General features: G+C 66.0%; 15 protein-coding genes and 2 pseudogenes. 5 read left to right on the forward strand and 12 right to left on the reverse strand.

Features of this window, described 5'->3' with window-relative positions:
- Positions 1-10: 10 nt before the first annotated feature.
- Positions 11-1,105, reverse strand: a complete 1,095-nt coding sequence (locus tag OG225_RS11675) for a ferredoxin reductase (RefSeq protein ID WP_405181686.1) — start codon at positions 1,103-1,105, stop codon at positions 11-13.
- An 86-nt stretch (positions 1,106-1,191) separates the two neighbouring features.
- Here OG225_RS11675 and OG225_RS11680 point away from each other — a divergent pair, with 86 nt between their 5' ends.
- Positions 1,192-2,373, forward strand: coding sequence for a PucR family transcriptional regulator (locus tag OG225_RS11680; RefSeq protein ID WP_405181687.1), 1,182 nt, complete (start codon positions 1,192-1,194; stop codon positions 2,371-2,373).
- Positions 2,374-2,624: 251 nt separating this feature from the next.
- Here OG225_RS11680 and OG225_RS11685 read toward each other — a convergent pair whose 3' ends face one another.
- On the reverse strand, positions 2,625-2,987 hold the full coding sequence (locus tag OG225_RS11685) for a hypothetical protein (RefSeq protein WP_405181688.1): 363 nt from the start codon (positions 2,985-2,987) through the stop codon (positions 2,625-2,627).
- A 129-nt stretch (positions 2,988-3,116) separates the two neighbouring features.
- Between OG225_RS11685 and OG225_RS11690 the strand changes: the two genes are divergently transcribed.
- Positions 3,117-4,544 carry a cytochrome P450 gene (locus OG225_RS11690; RefSeq protein ID WP_405181689.1) on the forward strand — a complete coding sequence of 476 codons (1,428 nt, stop codon included), beginning with the start codon at positions 3,117-3,119 and terminating at the stop codon, positions 4,542-4,544.
- Here OG225_RS11690 and OG225_RS11695 read toward each other — a convergent pair.
- The gene (locus OG225_RS11695; protein WP_405181690.1) at positions 4,469-5,122 is read right to left on the reverse strand and encodes a nitroreductase family protein; all 654 of its coding nucleotides are present in this window, start codon (positions 5,120-5,122) and stop codon (positions 4,469-4,471) included. The two genes, OG225_RS11690 and OG225_RS11695, sit on opposite strands and share 76 nt — an antisense overlap.
- Positions 5,123-6,082: 960 nt before the next feature.
- Between OG225_RS11695 and OG225_RS11700 the strand changes: the two genes are divergently transcribed.
- Positions 6,083-7,375, forward strand: a complete 1,293-nt coding sequence (locus OG225_RS11700; protein ID WP_331758251.1) for an IS4 family transposase — start codon at positions 6,083-6,085, stop codon at positions 7,373-7,375.
- A gap of 154 nt (positions 7,376-7,529) precedes the next feature.
- Here OG225_RS11700 and OG225_RS11705 read toward each other — a convergent pair.
- The 9 genes and pseudogenes from OG225_RS11705 to OG225_RS11745 all read right to left on the reverse strand — a co-directional run.
- Positions 7,530-7,996: pseudogene (locus OG225_RS11705) on the reverse strand (IS701 family transposase); the annotation flags it as partial.
- 303 nt (positions 7,997-8,299) lie between these two features.
- The gene (locus tag OG225_RS11710) at positions 8,300-9,439 is read right to left on the reverse strand and encodes a hypothetical protein (protein WP_405181691.1); all 1,140 of its coding nucleotides are present in this window, start codon (positions 9,437-9,439) and stop codon (positions 8,300-8,302) included.
- Between the two features lie 130 nt (positions 9,440-9,569).
- Positions 9,570-9,698: a hypothetical protein gene (locus OG225_RS11715; RefSeq protein ID WP_405181692.1), complete on the reverse strand. Its 129-nt coding sequence runs from the start codon at positions 9,696-9,698 to the stop codon at positions 9,570-9,572.
- 141 nt (positions 9,699-9,839) lie between these two features.
- On the reverse strand, positions 9,840-10,757 hold the full coding sequence (locus tag OG225_RS11720; RefSeq protein ID WP_405181693.1) for a transposase: 918 nt from the start codon (positions 10,755-10,757) through the stop codon (positions 9,840-9,842).
- An 18-nt stretch (positions 10,758-10,775) separates the two neighbouring features.
- Positions 10,776-11,216 carry a hypothetical protein gene (locus tag OG225_RS11725; RefSeq protein WP_405181694.1) on the reverse strand — a complete coding sequence of 147 codons (441 nt, stop codon included), beginning with the start codon at positions 11,214-11,216 and terminating at the stop codon, positions 10,776-10,778.
- Entirely contained in the window at positions 11,213-11,557 is a 345-nt protein-coding gene (locus tag OG225_RS11730) for a hypothetical protein (RefSeq protein WP_405181695.1), read from the reverse strand. Before OG225_RS11730 ends, OG225_RS11725 begins: the two co-directional genes overlap by 4 nt.
- A 3-nt stretch (positions 11,558-11,560) precedes the next feature.
- A complete protein-coding gene (locus tag OG225_RS11735) occupies positions 11,561-12,424 on the reverse strand; it encodes a class I SAM-dependent methyltransferase (RefSeq protein WP_405181696.1) in 864 nt (287 codons plus the stop codon).
- A gap of 466 nt (positions 12,425-12,890) precedes the next feature.
- Positions 12,891-13,073 (reverse strand): annotated as a pseudogene (locus OG225_RS11740) (carotenoid oxygenase family protein); the annotation flags it as partial.
- A gap of 174 nt (positions 13,074-13,247) precedes the next feature.
- Entirely contained in the window at positions 13,248-13,457 is a 210-nt protein-coding gene (locus OG225_RS11745; RefSeq protein ID WP_405181697.1) for a hypothetical protein, read from the reverse strand.
- Between the two features lie 777 nt (positions 13,458-14,234).
- Between OG225_RS11745 and OG225_RS11750 the strand changes: the two genes are divergently transcribed.
- Both OG225_RS11750 and OG225_RS11755 read left to right on the forward strand, forming a co-directional pair.
- Positions 14,235-14,438: a zinc-ribbon domain-containing protein gene (locus OG225_RS11750; RefSeq protein ID WP_405181698.1), complete on the forward strand. Its 204-nt coding sequence runs from the start codon at positions 14,235-14,237 to the stop codon at positions 14,436-14,438.
- A 243-nt stretch (positions 14,439-14,681) separates the two neighbouring features.
- Positions 14,682-15,284: a hypothetical protein gene (locus OG225_RS11755; RefSeq protein WP_405181699.1), complete on the forward strand. Its 603-nt coding sequence runs from the start codon at positions 14,682-14,684 to the stop codon at positions 15,282-15,284.
- Positions 15,285-15,423 lie beyond the last annotated feature (139 nt).

The raw sequence follows: 15,423 nt of genomic DNA on the forward strand, positions 1-15,423 counted from the left end.
TGTCCGGTGGTCAGAGAGCGATTTCGCAGGCACCCGCGGCTGCGGAAACGCAGGTCTGGACGAGTACGCCGTCTCCGGAATCGGCGGCGGTGGTGAGGTCACCGTTGCGGAGGTCTCGAACCGCGCCGCGGTGCAGGGGAACCACGCATCCGAAGCACACGCCCATCCGGCATCCCGACGGCATGAGCACTCCGGCCGCTTCGCCCGCGTCGAGCACGCTCGTCGCCCCGTCGGTCTGTACCGACGTCCGCGAGCGGGTGAAGGTGACGCTGCCGCCGACTCCGGCGACGACGGGGGCGGCCCGAAAGCGTTCGGTGCGAAGGAGATCCGCCATACCGGATTCCCGGTAGTGCTGTTCGAGCGCGTCGAGTAGCGGCGCCGGTCCGCAGGCCCAGGCGGAACGTTCCGCCAGATCCGGCACCGCCGTGAGGAGGTCGTCGACGGTGAGACGTCCCCGGCCGGTGGTGAACCGTTCGACCAGGCGAATACGGCGCTCGGCGGCCAGCGCGCGCAGTTCGGCGCCGAAGATGGCGTCCTCGGCAGTGGGGCAGGAGTGCACGAGTACGACGTCGTCGAGTTCGCGCAAGGATTCGCGCAGCATGCTCATCACCGGGGTGATGCCGCTCCCGGCCGTGATGAACAGCGATTTGGCGGGCCGAGGGGTGGGCAGGACGAACTCGCCCGACGGTTGATCGAGGTGCACGATCGTTCCGGCCCGGGCCCGGTCGACCAGGTGGGACGAGACGAGCCCGTCGGGAACCGCCTTGACGGTGATGGTGAACGTGCCGTCGTCGTGTCGGGAGGAGATCGAATAGGCGCGCCACTGCCGGACGCCGTCGACGTCGACACCGATGCGCACATACTGTCCGGCGACGGGGCGGTGCCACCCTCGGCCGGGACGGATCCTGATCGTGGCCGCATCGGCCGTTTCCGCCACGACCGACTCGATTCGCCCCCTCGGGTCGGTGCGACTGTGCAGCGGCCGTACGAGATCGACGAAGTCCTGGGGGACCAGCGGGGTGGTGACGAGTTCGGCCAGCCGACGCACCCGACGTCGGGCGACTCGGGCCACAACGGCGGTCTGCTCTGCCAACGAATGTGTCATTACTCCATACTGGGCGCTCGGAAGTGTAAAATCTTGACCTGAATGCGTGAAAAGACTGGCCAAGTTTGTTCGCAGAGGATAAATCCATGGTGTCATCGCAGGTGGATCTGCCGAAGGTCGTGATCGATGCCATGTGGTCGGCACTGCCGACGGTGGCCGAGCGAACGGTAGCCACGGTCATCGCGGAAGTGCCCAGCTACGCCGACGCTTTCAGCGGCAGGATGGGCCGCATCATCGAAGGCGCTGTCCAGCAGGCACTTCAAGGTTTCATCAAGGAGTCCACCGAGCCCCCAGCGGACGACACCGACGTCGCCGCCGGACCGAGTCTCGACGGCGCGTATTCGCTGGGACGCGGTGAGGCCCGTCAGGGACGCTCGACCGACGTCCTGCTCGCCGCCTACCGGACCGGGGCGACCGTGGCGTGGCGTGAGTTGAGCGGTATCGCCGTGTCCCACGGACTGCCGGGGGACATACTGGCACTGCTCGCGGAACTGATGTTCGGCTACATCGACCGCCTCTCGGCCTACAGCGTGGCCGGACACGCCGAGGAACTCGCGATCAGCGGGCTGTCACGTCAGCGCAACCGTGAGCGTCTCGTCCAGCAGATTCTGGCGGGCGCCTCGGTCGACGAACTCGCGGCGGCGGCCGAACGCGCGGAGTGGCGGCCACCCCGCACCCTGACCGCGTTGGCCCTGTCGGAGGGCGCCGAACGCGTCGTCGCCGCACAACTCGATCCGCGGACACTGCGGCTACCCGACAACGTCGCCGACCGGACCGGCGAGCAGTGGCTCGTGCTGTTGCTTCCCGATGTGAACCGGAGGACCCGAACGAGACTGGTCCGAGCCTCGGCGGATCACCGCGCCGTCCTCGGCCCGGTCAGACCGTGGGAGAACGCCGCGGCCTCGGTGCACCGCGTGATGCGAAGTATCGACATGGATCTCGGCTCCGGCCCGGTCGTCGACACCGACGACTACCTGACCGAGATCGTCCTGCGGGCCGACCCGGTCGCATTGTCCGACCTGCGGACCAAAGTGCTTGCCCCACTGGATGATCTGCGGCCGGCGACAAGGGACAAGCTGATCGAGACATTGCGCGCGTGGCTACTCCACCACGGACGACGTGACGAGATCGCCGCGTCACTCCACGTCCACCCCCAGACGGTCCGCTACCGGATCGGCCAACTCCGCGAACAATACGGCGAGCGTCTTACCGACCCGTGCACGATCCTGGAGCTCACCGTCGCCCTGGGGTCGGCGAGTAGCCGTTAGCAGCGGATCGCCGGTCAGGCGCGAACGCTGGTTTGCGACTCGACCTCGGACATGAGCATTCGCGGCGTCAGCGAGTGTTTTCCGGGGGAAGCGCGTCCAGAGCGCTCCGAGTCGTGGCTATCCCACCCGTGCGGTCACCGGCACGGGCGAGCATCAACCCCTGGTGCATGTCCAGATGGGGCGCGAAGCGAGGTAGTCGCGACGGCAGGTCTCGACGCGCGTCCTGTTGCGCGCGGACCGCAAGTTGTCCATCACCGAGACGTGCGGCCGGCAACGACAAGAAGATATTCATGCGCCACCGGCAGCGAAGCGCCCTCGTAGCTGAGGGCGATCGCGGCCCTGCCTCGCACCCACACCCGAATCTCGGCGTCTTCCGAGCGGTCCGCTGCCTCGGCGGCCATCGAATACCAGCAGATCGCCTTGTTTCCATCGGAGCCGGGATAGGTCTTGGCGAACAGCGTCATCAGCCGTGCCGCCACAGCCCACATGCGGGGGGAATCCAACTGCTGTCGTAACACGACCAAGTCGGCGGCCAACCGGCGTTGGATATCGGCCGCGCCCTGAGACATGTAGTCGGTGCCGTACTGCAAGAGCTTGGCTTCCCATTCGTCCACGCCAGGACCGGAAGAATGCAGTACCGCCGCGCCTGGTCCTTTTCGATGCCACCCTGTGCCACTTACAGATCAGTTCAGAATGAGTTTGCGGAGGCAGGTGACCGCGCAGGCGAGGCTGAGTAGTGCTTGATGGATGTCGGCGCGGCGTTCGTAGCCCGCATACCGATGCTGCGCTACGTCGTGGCGCGCAATCCCGAACTGGCGCGGCAGATCCTGGTCTCGAATCAAGAGAACTATTGCAAGAGCGCCGAATACGACATGATGGCGGTACCCTTCGGCCAAGGCCTCGTCACCGATACCGACGAGAAGCGCTATCAGCGCAACCGCCGCGTGGTGCAGCCGCTCTTCGCGCGCGGCACCATCGAACGGTTCGCCGGGCCCATCACCGCGGCGGCCGCGACGCGCATCCTGTCGGTCGGGACGGACGGCGCACCGCTCGACATCGGCCCCGAGATGAATCGACTCACCCTGGACATCGTGGCGCGCACCATGTTCGGCACTGACCTGTCCGGCCCGATATCCCACATCAGACTGACGAATCTGCTGAAATTCTTCGGCGTCGGCTTCGCCACGAACGTCAGCAGGCCGCTGCGGGCGGGCTCGCGCCTACCGATCCGCGCCATGCGATGGCTCACCTGGCTCACCGCGCCGCACATCATGATCGAGCTGCGCCGCATCGAACGCGCCGTCGACACCCTCATCGCCGATCATCGCGCCGGGCGCATCGGCGGCTCGGACAATCTGCTCGGATTGCTCATGGCCGCCCGCGATCCCGAGACCGGCCACGCCTACACCGATACCGAAATCCGCGACGAACTCATGACATCCATCGGTGCGGGGATGGAAACCTCGGCGGCCGCGCTGATCTGGACGTGGACCCTGCTCGCCCAGCACCCCGAGGCGCGCGACAGATTGCACGCCGAACTCGAGGAGGTGCTCGGCGGACGCACACCGGGGGCCGCCGACGTCGACGCGCTGGTGTGGACCAGGGCGGTGCTCGCCGAGTCGATGCGGCTCTATCCGCCGATCATCGGCCTGACCAGGGTCGCGACCGGGCCCGACGTGCTCGCGGGGTATCGGATCACGGCGGGCACGACCGTGGTGATCAGCCTGCACGGGGTGCACCACAACGCGACGGTGTGGCACGCCCCGGAGCGATTCGATCCGACCCGCCACCTGTCGGAGAACATGACTACCGAACGCAGGCACGGATCGCTGGCGTTCAGCGCGGGCAGGCGGGTGTGTATCGCCCAGAATTTCGCCGTCATGGAACTGGTGCTGTCGCTGGCCGTGCTGGCACAGCGCCTGACTCTGGATTCGGCGGGCGACGCGGGAACCGATCCGGCGGGCTCTGTCGTTCACGGGTGGACCCCCGTACTTCTCGTTCGCGTACAGCAGTGCGAAGGTGAAACTTTTCCCGTCCTGTGTCGTGCTCGCGACAGTGGCGGTGCGCCAGAGGGCAGACGACACCCGCTGCGGGCCTACCAGCTGTTCCAGTGGGTGAGCTGTTCGGCAGGCAGGCGTTTCGCCGGCCGGAAGTCTGTGCCACGCGTGTAGGCGATCGGGAACAGTCCGCCCTGGCTGTACTTGTCGAACGGGATGCCGAGAAGGTCGGCGGCCTGTTTTTCGCCGTCACCGACGAGGTGCAGTGTCGTCCAGGCCGAGCCCAGTCCACGTGAACGCAATGCCAGCATGAAACTCCACACCGCGGGCAGCAGCGAACCCCAGAAACCCGCGCTCGACCCGCCCGGGGTGTTCTCCGCGCGGCCCGCGAGGCACGGGATCAGCATGACCGGGACCTCGTGCAGGTGGTCGACGAGGTATTTGGCCGAGTCGTGCACGCGGGGCCGACGCTCGTCGCGTTCGTCGCCGAACTCGGGTTTCGGTGCGGCGAGGTACGGGGTCGCGGAGGTCCGATAGATGTCGGCCAGCGCCTTCTTCTGCGCGGCGTCCTCGACGAACACCCACTGCCAGCCCTGGGAATTCGAACCAGTCGGTGCCTGCAACGCCAGCTCGAGGCATTCCAGCAGTACCTCACGCGGCACCGGACGTTCGAGGTCGAGCCGCTTGCGCACCGAACGCGTGGTGGACAGGACCTCGTCCGCGGACAAGTTCAGCGCATTCCCGAATGTCATTCGTGATCCTCTCTCGGGCCTCCGCCATCGGGCGAGATCCCAGTTTCCGAGTACGGCACTCCAGATCTGCTCAACACCGACCCGGCGCACGATATTTCGACAACCGGATGAGCGTTCGACACGACACGTCCTCATCGGCGCGGACCGCGCCTCCCATCACTGCCCTGACCAGCACGTTCAACGCCGACCTCGATCTGCGCGACCGCGACTGCATCATCGGCCGGGGTGTCGCAGGGCCATTGTGCCGGTTCGCTCACCTCCGAAGCGCGGAAACTCGCCCTGCCCGGAAATCCGGAGCAGCCAGGCCGCACTGCGCGCTTCCTGCGCATCCCGAGATGGGCATCGAAGGAAGATCCGGAAGGCACACGGTGTCGGCTTGTGTCTCCATCAGGGGGAGGCATCACGGTTGCGGAGAGCCATACCGGAGTGCTGTCATTCTATCGTCTGCACAAATCACCATCCAGGACCCTGAACGACGCCCGAATACCCTGGTCCGTGGCGCTCCGGCGGAGGCGTCGAGCCCACAACACGGTGCCGGTGCGCACCGTGACCGAGGGCGGACCCGTTCCGCGCCGACAACACGATCCGAACCTTCTCCTCGGCCGGCACCACCGGCGGTCTCGCCATGAACGATCAGACTCCTCTTCAGAGGTCACACCCGCAACAAACGGGTCCTGCCAAAAAGTCTGACGCGCGACATACGAATTCAGTCCAACACCAGCAGTTTCTGTCGCCGGACGGCGTGCGCGTAATGGCCGAGTCCCCCTTCGGACACCGGTGCTAATACCAAGGCCGCGCAGTTAAGGGTTGGGCTCGGTGTGTCAAGCGGGGTGGGGTGGTGAACGAGGACAGCGGAACTGCTGGTAGAGAGGTGTTGTCCGCCAAGACAATCCGCTCGTCCGAGGAGTCCCGCTGTCGGTTCAGTGTGTCATTGATCGTTGTTCGCTGGTAGCGGAGGGGGTGTTCGCGCCGGGGCATCTGGGGGAACTGACCCGGATCGTGTCGTTCGACCTTGTCGACGCGGCGCTGGAGACCTCCGGTGCGGTGGGGTTGCGCGTGCGGTTGTTGCCGTCGCGGGTGGTGGTGTATCTGTTGCTGGCTGGGGCGTTGTTCTCCGGTATCGGGTATCGGCAGGTGTGGGCGCGGTTGTGCGCGGGACTGCCCAGTGGATCGCTCGCGTGCCCGGGTTCCTCGGCGTTGTCCCAAGCGTTGCGCCGAGTCGGGGTCAAACCATTGGCCGCGTTGTTCGACCTGGTCGCCGGTCCTGACGCCGGGGCGGTGCGGTGGCGGGGGCTGCTGGTGTGCGCGATCGACGGCACCAGCGTGTTCGTGCCCGACAGTCCTGCCAATGTGGCCGCCTACGGTCGCCACGGCGGTGGTCACGCCCGAGCCGGATACCCGATGTTGCGGATGTTGGCGGTGGTGGCGTGTGGCTCCCGCACCGTCGTGGATGTCGTGTTCGGGCCGTTGCGGATCGCGGAAACGGCGTACGCGCCGCGGTTTCTGGGATGCCTGCGCCCCGGCATGCTGTTATTGGCCGACAGGAACTTCGCGGTCACGGCGTTGATCGAGCGGATCTCCGACACCGGAGCGGAGCTGCTGATCCGCGCGAAACTCAACCGGTGTGTCCCCGCGATCGCGCGGTTGGGTGACGGGTCGTGGCTGACCCGCGCCGGCGCGGTGACGGTGCGGGTGATCGACGCCGAGATCGCCGTCAGCTGCGCCGGCGGGCCACGCCGGGTCGAGCGGTACCGGTTGATCACTACTCTGACCGACGACAAGCGTTATCCCGCACGAGAATTGGTGGATCTCTATCATCAGCGTTGGGAGATCGAAACCAGTTATTTCGAACTGAAATCGACCATTCTCGGTGGGCGGGTGCTGCGCGCCCGCACCCCGGCCGGGGTCACGCAAGAGGTCTACGCCCTGCTGATCACCTACCAAGCACTGCGCACCGCCATCGCCGACACCGCGCTGGCCGCCCCGGGCTTGCGCCCCGACCGCGGCAGTTTCACCATCGCCGTACACACCGCCCGTGATCAGCTCATCCTGGCCGCCGGAGTCCTCGCCACCACCACGATCGACCTGATCGGCGCCATCGGCCGCGCGGTCCTGTCCAGCCCGCTGCCACCACGACGCCAACGCTCCAGCCCCCGAGTCGTCAAACGCGCCATCTCCAAACACCGCGCCAAAGGCGACATCGACCGCAACATCTATAAAACCCAGATCAGCGTCCATATCCTGCCCGGTTGACAACCGGACAGGAACCTAAACTGCGCGGCCTTGGTGCTAATACTGCAACGGCACTCGTGGTCAGTCGAGTGGGTGGCCGCGGCGGCGGTAGTGCGATAAGCGGGCCTGGTGTTGGCGGCGGCGTCGCCAGTGGGACCAGGCCCAGATGTGATCGCCGCAGCTCGCGGTTCTGGCCGTAGGCCTCGTCGGCGGTGAACCAGGTGAACGGGACCTCCGCGGCCAGCACCTGCCCGAGCATGGCGATCACCTGCTGCGGCTTCGTCGCGAACTCGACGTCGCCGGGAATTCCCGCGTCCGCGCAGCGATCCCGATCACTGGTCCACGATTCGGGAACATACAGCTCACGGTCGATCATAGCATGCCCGTGCACCGATGCGTAGGCCAGGAACACCCCGATCTGGCAGTTCTCGATCCGGCCCGCCGTGCCCGAGTACTGGCGTTGCACCCCGGCGGATTTCACGCCCTTCTTCAGGAAACCCGTGTCGTCGGCGCGACCACTACCGCGGCCGGATCACCGAGATGCTCGACCGCGTATGCCCGCACGTCGTCACGGACCCCGTCGACGTCCCAATCGGCTTTGCGCAGCAGTCGCTGCATCCCGTCCGGACTCACCTCACCAGCAACGCCCGGCACCCACGTTACGAAGAGACCTCTGTTGCGGCCCTGTCCCCATTGGCGGTCCGTCGACGCCACCGGTGCCCGTCGACACCACGACCCGGATCATGCGTTCGACTGGGGGAAGTAGTCATACCGGGTCCGGCGACCGTGGGCCTGGTCTCAGGCCCACGAACAAGGTAACGCGGGGAGCACCCTATCAGCGCCCTTGTGCCTTCCTCGACAACTGTAGTGACGGCCACCAGCCTGGGCCATGCGCCGGCGCACGGCCGGTCACACCAACATCGCCGCCGGATTCTCTCTCGACTGTCAGGGGCGAATGGGAGCGCTGTCCTGAATCTTCAGCGGGATAACCGGTGTCCCGTCACTCCACGTACCCATGTAGCGATGCTCGGGGGTGTCACCGAAGGCGTATTCGCGGTTCGTCTCGTGGTAGGCGGCATCGCGCAGCGCGTCCCAGACCTTCCAGACGAAGTAGTAGTCGTAGGCGTCGACCACTCCCCAGCTGTCTGCCGTGGGGGTGGACGATCCGTCCGAAACGCCATGCATCGAGGACAACTCCGGCTGTCCGTGAGTGTCTGTATGGCTCATCACGAGGCTCTTGTTAGCGGTCGGAATACGGGAAAGCTTCGGGAACAACGCATTGCAGCTCGAGTCCTGCTTGTCCTGTTCGGACATCACTCCGTTCGCACCGCTGTGACATTGCACCAGGATGTCGGACGGAATTCCGGTCAGCTCGTCGTCGAGGGCGGGTTCCCCATCGCCCGCGAAGCCGCCGTCGTGCGGGTCGTCGAGAAACATCGCGCGGGGCCGCGGCAGGTCGAGGGATTCCCAGCGGTTGAGCATGTTCGCCGTCAGAATACCGCCGAAGGAAAAACCGAAATAGCTCACGCGATCCAGTTCCGGCTGGACACGGGAAGGGTCGGACTTCAAATAATCCAGCGCTCCGTGAATGCCTTCCACCGCAGACCTCATACAGGGCTCGATGTGCAAAGGCCCTGGACACGGCACCAATATGTCCGTCTGCCACCGTGGGTAGATCACGACATTGCCTTTGCGGACCGTGTGGCGAATAAGCGCGCTCGTCGAATCGTAGCCCGAGAATACCCCGTAACCGTGTGTGATCACCGCGAGGGGGGCGCTGCGAGGATGCGGATCGGCAGGTTCGAAGACGTACCAGGCGCTGTCGCCGGAACCCCCTGAGCTCACCCGCATATCGGCATAGGGGTAGTCATCGCTTCCGGGGCCCGAGTGCGGCTGCGACGGCTGCGTGATTGTTCTCGCCTCGCCTTGCGCATTCACGCCGATTTCAGGCGCCGCCTGAGCGTTCCCCGTCGTGAGCAGTACCAGAACTATCAGCGACACGACCGACCGCAGGCCGACCAGCAACCCCCCGGAGACAACAGCCGACCTCCCCGGTTCACGGTGCGGCGCGCGGAGCAAATTCATAGTGACAACCTCGAAAATATATAAGTGGCAATGTCACCCAGATACTGAACGAGGCTAACCTTCCCGTCAAGCAGGTCCTGATCTGTTCTGCTCCTGGCGGTCTCACGGGCTTCCGATTCCGCTGCGCGATTCAGCGCGGCGCGGTCGCGGCGGGGCTGGCGAGGATGATGCGCGCGGCGTGTTCGAGTAGGTCGGCGGCCTGGCGATAGGACAGGTGCCCCCGCCATACGTGACAGCGCGAGGTAGGCGGCCCACTCATCTCCTTCAATGCCCTCACTGGGCATCGCCCCAGCATCCGGAAGGTTGCCCCGGTTGTGCTTCATCACCAGGGCAGGACGCGGGCACCGGTTCCAGACGTCGTTTCCGGAGGATGCGAAGTTCCATCGCTGGAGATTGGGCTTCAAGCAATCCAGCTTTCACCATGTCGCGCGGGTCTCCCAGCACACCGTCCCTGACGTCTGGACCCGGTCACTGGTTTCACATGGCATGCTCTTGTCCCCCTTATCCTTTCGGCGCGGGGTAAGCCATCAGACCCAGGAATCCTCCTTCCAGTTCCTCCCGGCTGAACCGGGGATATGACGGAGCGCCTCGTGGCGCACAACGCTTCCTCCACGTGCCAGCGCGCCCCGGCGGTCCAGGCCAGATCCACCAGCCGGGAAGAAGCGGGCCCGTAACAGAGGTAGTAGGCGATCTCGAGTTCGCCTTTGGTGTTGGGGGTCGGCGAGCGCCGGGCCACAAGCCAGTGCCCGCGTCCGCGGGCCCAGGTGCCGTCGATCTGCCGGTAGGCCCAGTCGTATTCGCGGGGACCGTGTGCGCCGGCGCCGACCGACAGCCGCTGCCACGACCCGGCCGGCAACTCGGCGATCAGCACGTCCGCGCGTTCGACCCGGTCGGCGCGGGTGGCTACCGGGTCGTCACGTCGGGTGGCCATCACATAGTTCACGTCATGGTCCTCGAGCCATCGCCGCAGCTCGCGGTTCTGGCCGTAGGCCTCGTCGGCGGTGAACCAGGTGAACGGGACCTCCGCGGCCAGCACCCGCCCGAGCATGGCGATCACCTGCTGCGGCTTCGTCGCGAACTCGACGTCGCCGGGAATTCCCGCGTCCGCGCAGCGATCCCGATCACTGGTCCAACGCCACAGGGGGTGACGCCAACGAACGCGCTCTGCTTGTCGGGGTCGTAGCGCACTTCCAACTCCAGCGCCCGGTAGAGCTGGGCCTTGTTTCGAGGCGCCGGACCTCGGGTGGGGACCGCCGGGGCGGCACTGAGGTCCCGAGCGCAGATGGCCCCGCCACCGTGATCGCGCGCGGTAGCCCACTACCTATCGGTCCGATGCTCAGCCCCTGTCGGATTGCCGCCATTCGGCCCATGCCTCGTCGAGCAACCCGGCCACGGCGTCATAGGTTTCCCAGGTGTCGGGGGCGTGATAGATCGTCTCGTATCGGGCGACCTCGGGAACGAAGCCGTAGGCCCGCAGATACGGCTTGTAGGCGGCCGCCGCGAACGCCTGTCCACGTGCGTTGAGATCACCGATGTTCAGTTCACCGCAACAGTGGTCGAGCAGGTAGCGTCCCGGTGTCTTCGCCCGCGTGCGCAGCAGTTCCAGTTCGGGCCGCGGTTTCGGTTCCGGTGCGCCCCAGACGAGCACGGTCGGCGAATGCAGGTCGCGGGCCACGGCCCAGGCGTAGAACATGCCGATGTGGGTGGCCGCCGCCGCGGGCGCCAATCCCAACTCGGAGGTCGAGTCCGTATGCCAGCCCGAATCGTCGTATGTCACCGAGTCCTCCACTTCGGATGAGTGTGCATCGTGTCCGGATCACGTGATCCCCACGCTCCGATCTTGCCGGTTACCCGCCACCGGCTCACAGCTCCCCCGAGGCCGACGCCTCGTAACGACGCGCGGTGCCGCGCACTGGGCACCGCTTCGAGTGCTTTGCGGTATCCGGCCATTTTCTGATCGAGTTGGGCGAGTTCGCGCCGTGCCGAGTCCAGTGCCGGGGTGTTGTCGGGTTGGGCGGTTTCGAGCGTGGTCAGCGAGTGCTCGATCTGGTCGGGGTGGAAGATGTCGGCCAGGCAGGCCGTTGCGACAGATATGGTGCGAGCCGACGCGGCGGGCAATCCTCAGCGGCTCGCGCGCAGTATGCGGATCGCGCGCAGCGCGCGGGGCGGTTCGTCCCTGAATGTTGCGGATCCGTCGAGGTAGCCGGCGATGAGGTCGGGAGCGGAGTGGTCTTCGATGGCGGTGAAGCCGAGCGCGCGCAGCTGTGCTGCTATGTCGTCGGGTGTGAAGTAGCTGAACAGGGGTTCGCCGACGCCGGCCAGCCGATCGGCACGTGCCTGTTGGTACGCACGGTCCTCATCGGTGGTCGCGGGCTGGAGGTAGTCGAAGACCACCTCGACCGGCTGGGCCTGAGCGGCGATGTATTCGAGGGTGGCGTGGGCGGCGTTCGGAGTCAGATAGAAGACGACGCCCAGCCACACGAAGACGGCGGGGTCCGTCCGTGTGAATCCGGTGGATTCCAATCCCGCTGCCAGCGTCTGGGTTTCGAAATCGACCGGCACGAAGGTCAAGCTTTCAGGGCGGTCGATTCCGGCGGTGGTGAGGCGTTCGCGTTTCCATGCTTGGGTGGCGGGGTGGTCGACCTCGAAGACACGCAAGTCCGGGCGCGTATTGCGATAGGCGAAGGTGTCCAGACCCGCGCCGAGGATCACGACCTGCCGCACACCAGCGGTGATGGCCGCGGCCACGGCGTCCTCGGCGAAGCGGGCGCGGGCGGCGAAGAACAGGCGGCGGGGTCGATCGCTGACCACGTCACCGAGGTTATCGGTTGTGAGCGTGCCCAATTGGGCCAGTTCCTCTGCGGTGATGCCGAGCAGACGTGCCGCCAGGGGGTCGGTGAAGATCGGTGGTCGGTCAGCGATCTGGTGGTAGGCGCGGGCATACGCGGTGAGGAGCGCTGTCCGGCTGGGTCCCTCGTTCTCCATGTTCACGAACCTACTTGCCAATGCGTCGCGTGCTCTGTGAACTCACACGCACATTCCAATAGAAGGGGTCATTCGGGTTGACGTCACGCGAGAAATAGGCGACCGCGCGGCGCATGACCTCTGCTTCCTGTTCGAGTTGCCCGATCCGTTTGCGGGCTTCGCGCAGCTCGCCCGACTCGTGACGGGTGGCGTCGGGGGATGCCCGTCTTCGATATCGGCTTGTCCGACCCGTTTCTTCACGCAACTCTGCGAGATCCCGAAGTCCTTGGCGACTGTCCGGCGCTGGAACAGTTCCTCGGCTCCGGCGCCGGATTGTCGGCGGCCTCGATCACCCGGTTGACCGGACAGTGGCAAGACGAAGCCAAGGCGTTCGCCGCCCGGGACCTCTCGGGCACCGGTATCGACGGCATGATCGGCAACGGCGGTTGGTCCGCTGGAGGCCCTCTACTGATCGCCCCAGGTCGGTGGCGTCGAGGATCAGCAAGTATCCGGTCCCGCGGGCGCCGCTATGGGCGAAGGTGAGCGGGTATCCGTCGTTATCACCTGTGGCTCCGTGGCGGGGGACGAAGACCGCTTCGCCGCAGGTGTGGCCGTCAGCCAGTCGGTGGGTGTATCGGGCGGGGTCGTCGGTGAGGTCGTAGCGGTGGATGCACGAACGCGACGGTCAGGCCTCCAATACCAAGCCAATCGCGTTGACCCGGGTGTTGCAGACCCTTCCGTCTACGATCGGGGCGAGTGCCTCGACCTTCGCGGCACCGCGCTCAGGCCGGACGTATCGAACTCCGGCTTCCTGCCACAGCCGCCGTGCTGATCAGAAGGCCGATCAGGGCCAGTGCGCCGCCCTCCCACTGCGCGTTGAACCAGCCGACCCGACCGGTCGCGCGGAAGTGAGCCGCCGGTGCAGTTCGTTCGCGATCACCGTGCTGAGGATCGAGCCGACGATATTGGCGACGAGTGGGCCGCTCTCGTTCATGGACGTGAACGCCGCGACGTAGACGATGTTGCTCGAGCCGCCGACCAGGTCGGTAATCATGCTGTCGCCTTGGGACTTCTGCCACGGTGTAGCGGCAATTGCTGTGCTGTTCACAGGGATACTGTCGCCGGATCGACTGACACCGACCTGTCGCCGACCTGACGTGGACACTGGCACGATGTTCGGCCCGGCTCGTAGCCGGCGACCCACTACTTACACCACGCCCCAGAACTCGACCGAATTATCGCGGCAGGACCGGCACCATCGACCGACCGATCAGTTCCATGCGCTGGTGTTTCATCCCCACTCCAGCCTGCGACGTCCGGTTGCCCGGACCGACAACTATCTGCCGGCTTCCCCTCGTCGTTACCTGCCACGACAAACGGCATCCTGGTTTCGGTTCGAGAGTGACTGCGGGACAATGGGTTTGCGTCGGTCTCTGGTTTCCGCCACACTCCGGCATCGCTCGCTCTGCCGAACACACTTATCTGACGCATGGCGCGTTGCCGGACACAGGCCAAGACCGATCTGCTACCTGGTCGCCGACCACGGCACGATCTCGCCGGTGTCGGGGTTCTGATCGGTCAGCGCATCGGCGAAATCACGGATGAGGGAGCGGCGTTCGATCCAGCCCGGACGGCCGTGAGTACAACTCCTTCACCCTGGCGATTCGCCTCGAACGGGTGTCGACCACCTTGCCGGGTCCGGGCGACAGGATCGCCGGATTCGTGGTCGAGGGACGACTTCCGACCGCGCACCGATACGAGCGGCACCACCTCTCGGTGCGGATCGAGCGCACAAACCCGCGGGCCGCGAGCGCCGGCTACGCTGAGAGGGGTGTTCCTCCTCTTCGGATACGGCCGTAAGCAGAAACCCGTCGGCCCGGGCGGGACCCGGACCTGCCCACGCTGCCACAACACCACGCAGTGGACCCGGCTGCGCGAGTACACGCAGCTCACGATCTTCTTCATCCCGGTGCTGCGCTGGGGTCGCAAGCAGTTCGAGTCCTGCGGGATCTGTGGTGCCGCCATCGTCATCTGAAGCACCTGGATCGACGGCGGCAGCGACGGAACGTTCGAGCGCGCATACGATCGACCCGGGTACCCGCCGGCAGCGGCACGACCTCGACGTCGGCGAGTGGGACATCGTGCTGCTTCGTGACTCGACCATGCCGCCGATCCGGAACCCCGTACCTTCTGGCTACACTCCAGCACTACGCCGACGACCGCTCGCGGTCCGACTCGATCCGCCTATCAGAGTTTCCTGAGTAGAGGGGTTCGAAGAATGAAGTTCGGAAAGACGACCGCTGCTGTTCTCGTGACAGCCTCGGCCATGGCCGTCACGACGGCAACCGCCTACGCGGGACCCGCCACGCCGACCGAAACAGGCCGGGAAGCAACAACTTCGGGCGTCGATAGCGGGATCGGCTACCGGATCGCCATTTCGCCGGTGGACGAGGCCGTCACCGCCACCGTGGAGAACGGCAGCTTCGAACTCGCGGGCAACGGCGCGGTGATGCTCGAGACGAGCGACGGAGCGGCGGTCCTGGAAGTGCCGCGGTCGTACGCCTCCGACGGCCGCTCGATCACGATGACACACCACGTCGCCGCCGACGGCCGTACCCTGACGCTGACGCCACCCGTGGAAGGTGTTGCGCGGGTGGAGGACATCAGCTCCTACGACCGGCTCGTGGAGCAGATCAACAAGAACATGCCCGGCGTCGTCGGCGGCGCCATCGTGGGTGGCCTCCTCGGAGCATGCCTGGTCCTGATCTGGGGCGTCAGCATCCCCCTGGGTGTGCTGGTCGGCGGAACCGTCGGCGGTTCGATCATGGGCGGCCCGGAGTTCTACAACGCTGTACAGGCGTTCGTCACAGGTCAGCCCTGATCAACCGTCTACCGCCGCCGTGTGAAGCCGTGCGGCGAAGATCCCACGCTTGTGGCGCGAGGAAGGCCCGTCGGTGCCGCGGCGGCCGCGCCGAAAACGCTCCGATGTTCGCGCGCCGAGCAGGCCGGGTGGAAAACCG

It is taken from the genome of Nocardia sp. NBC_01377 (assembly GCF_045040005.1).
GTDB lineage: Bacteria > Actinomycetota > Actinomycetes > Mycobacteriales > Mycobacteriaceae > Nocardia > Nocardia noduli.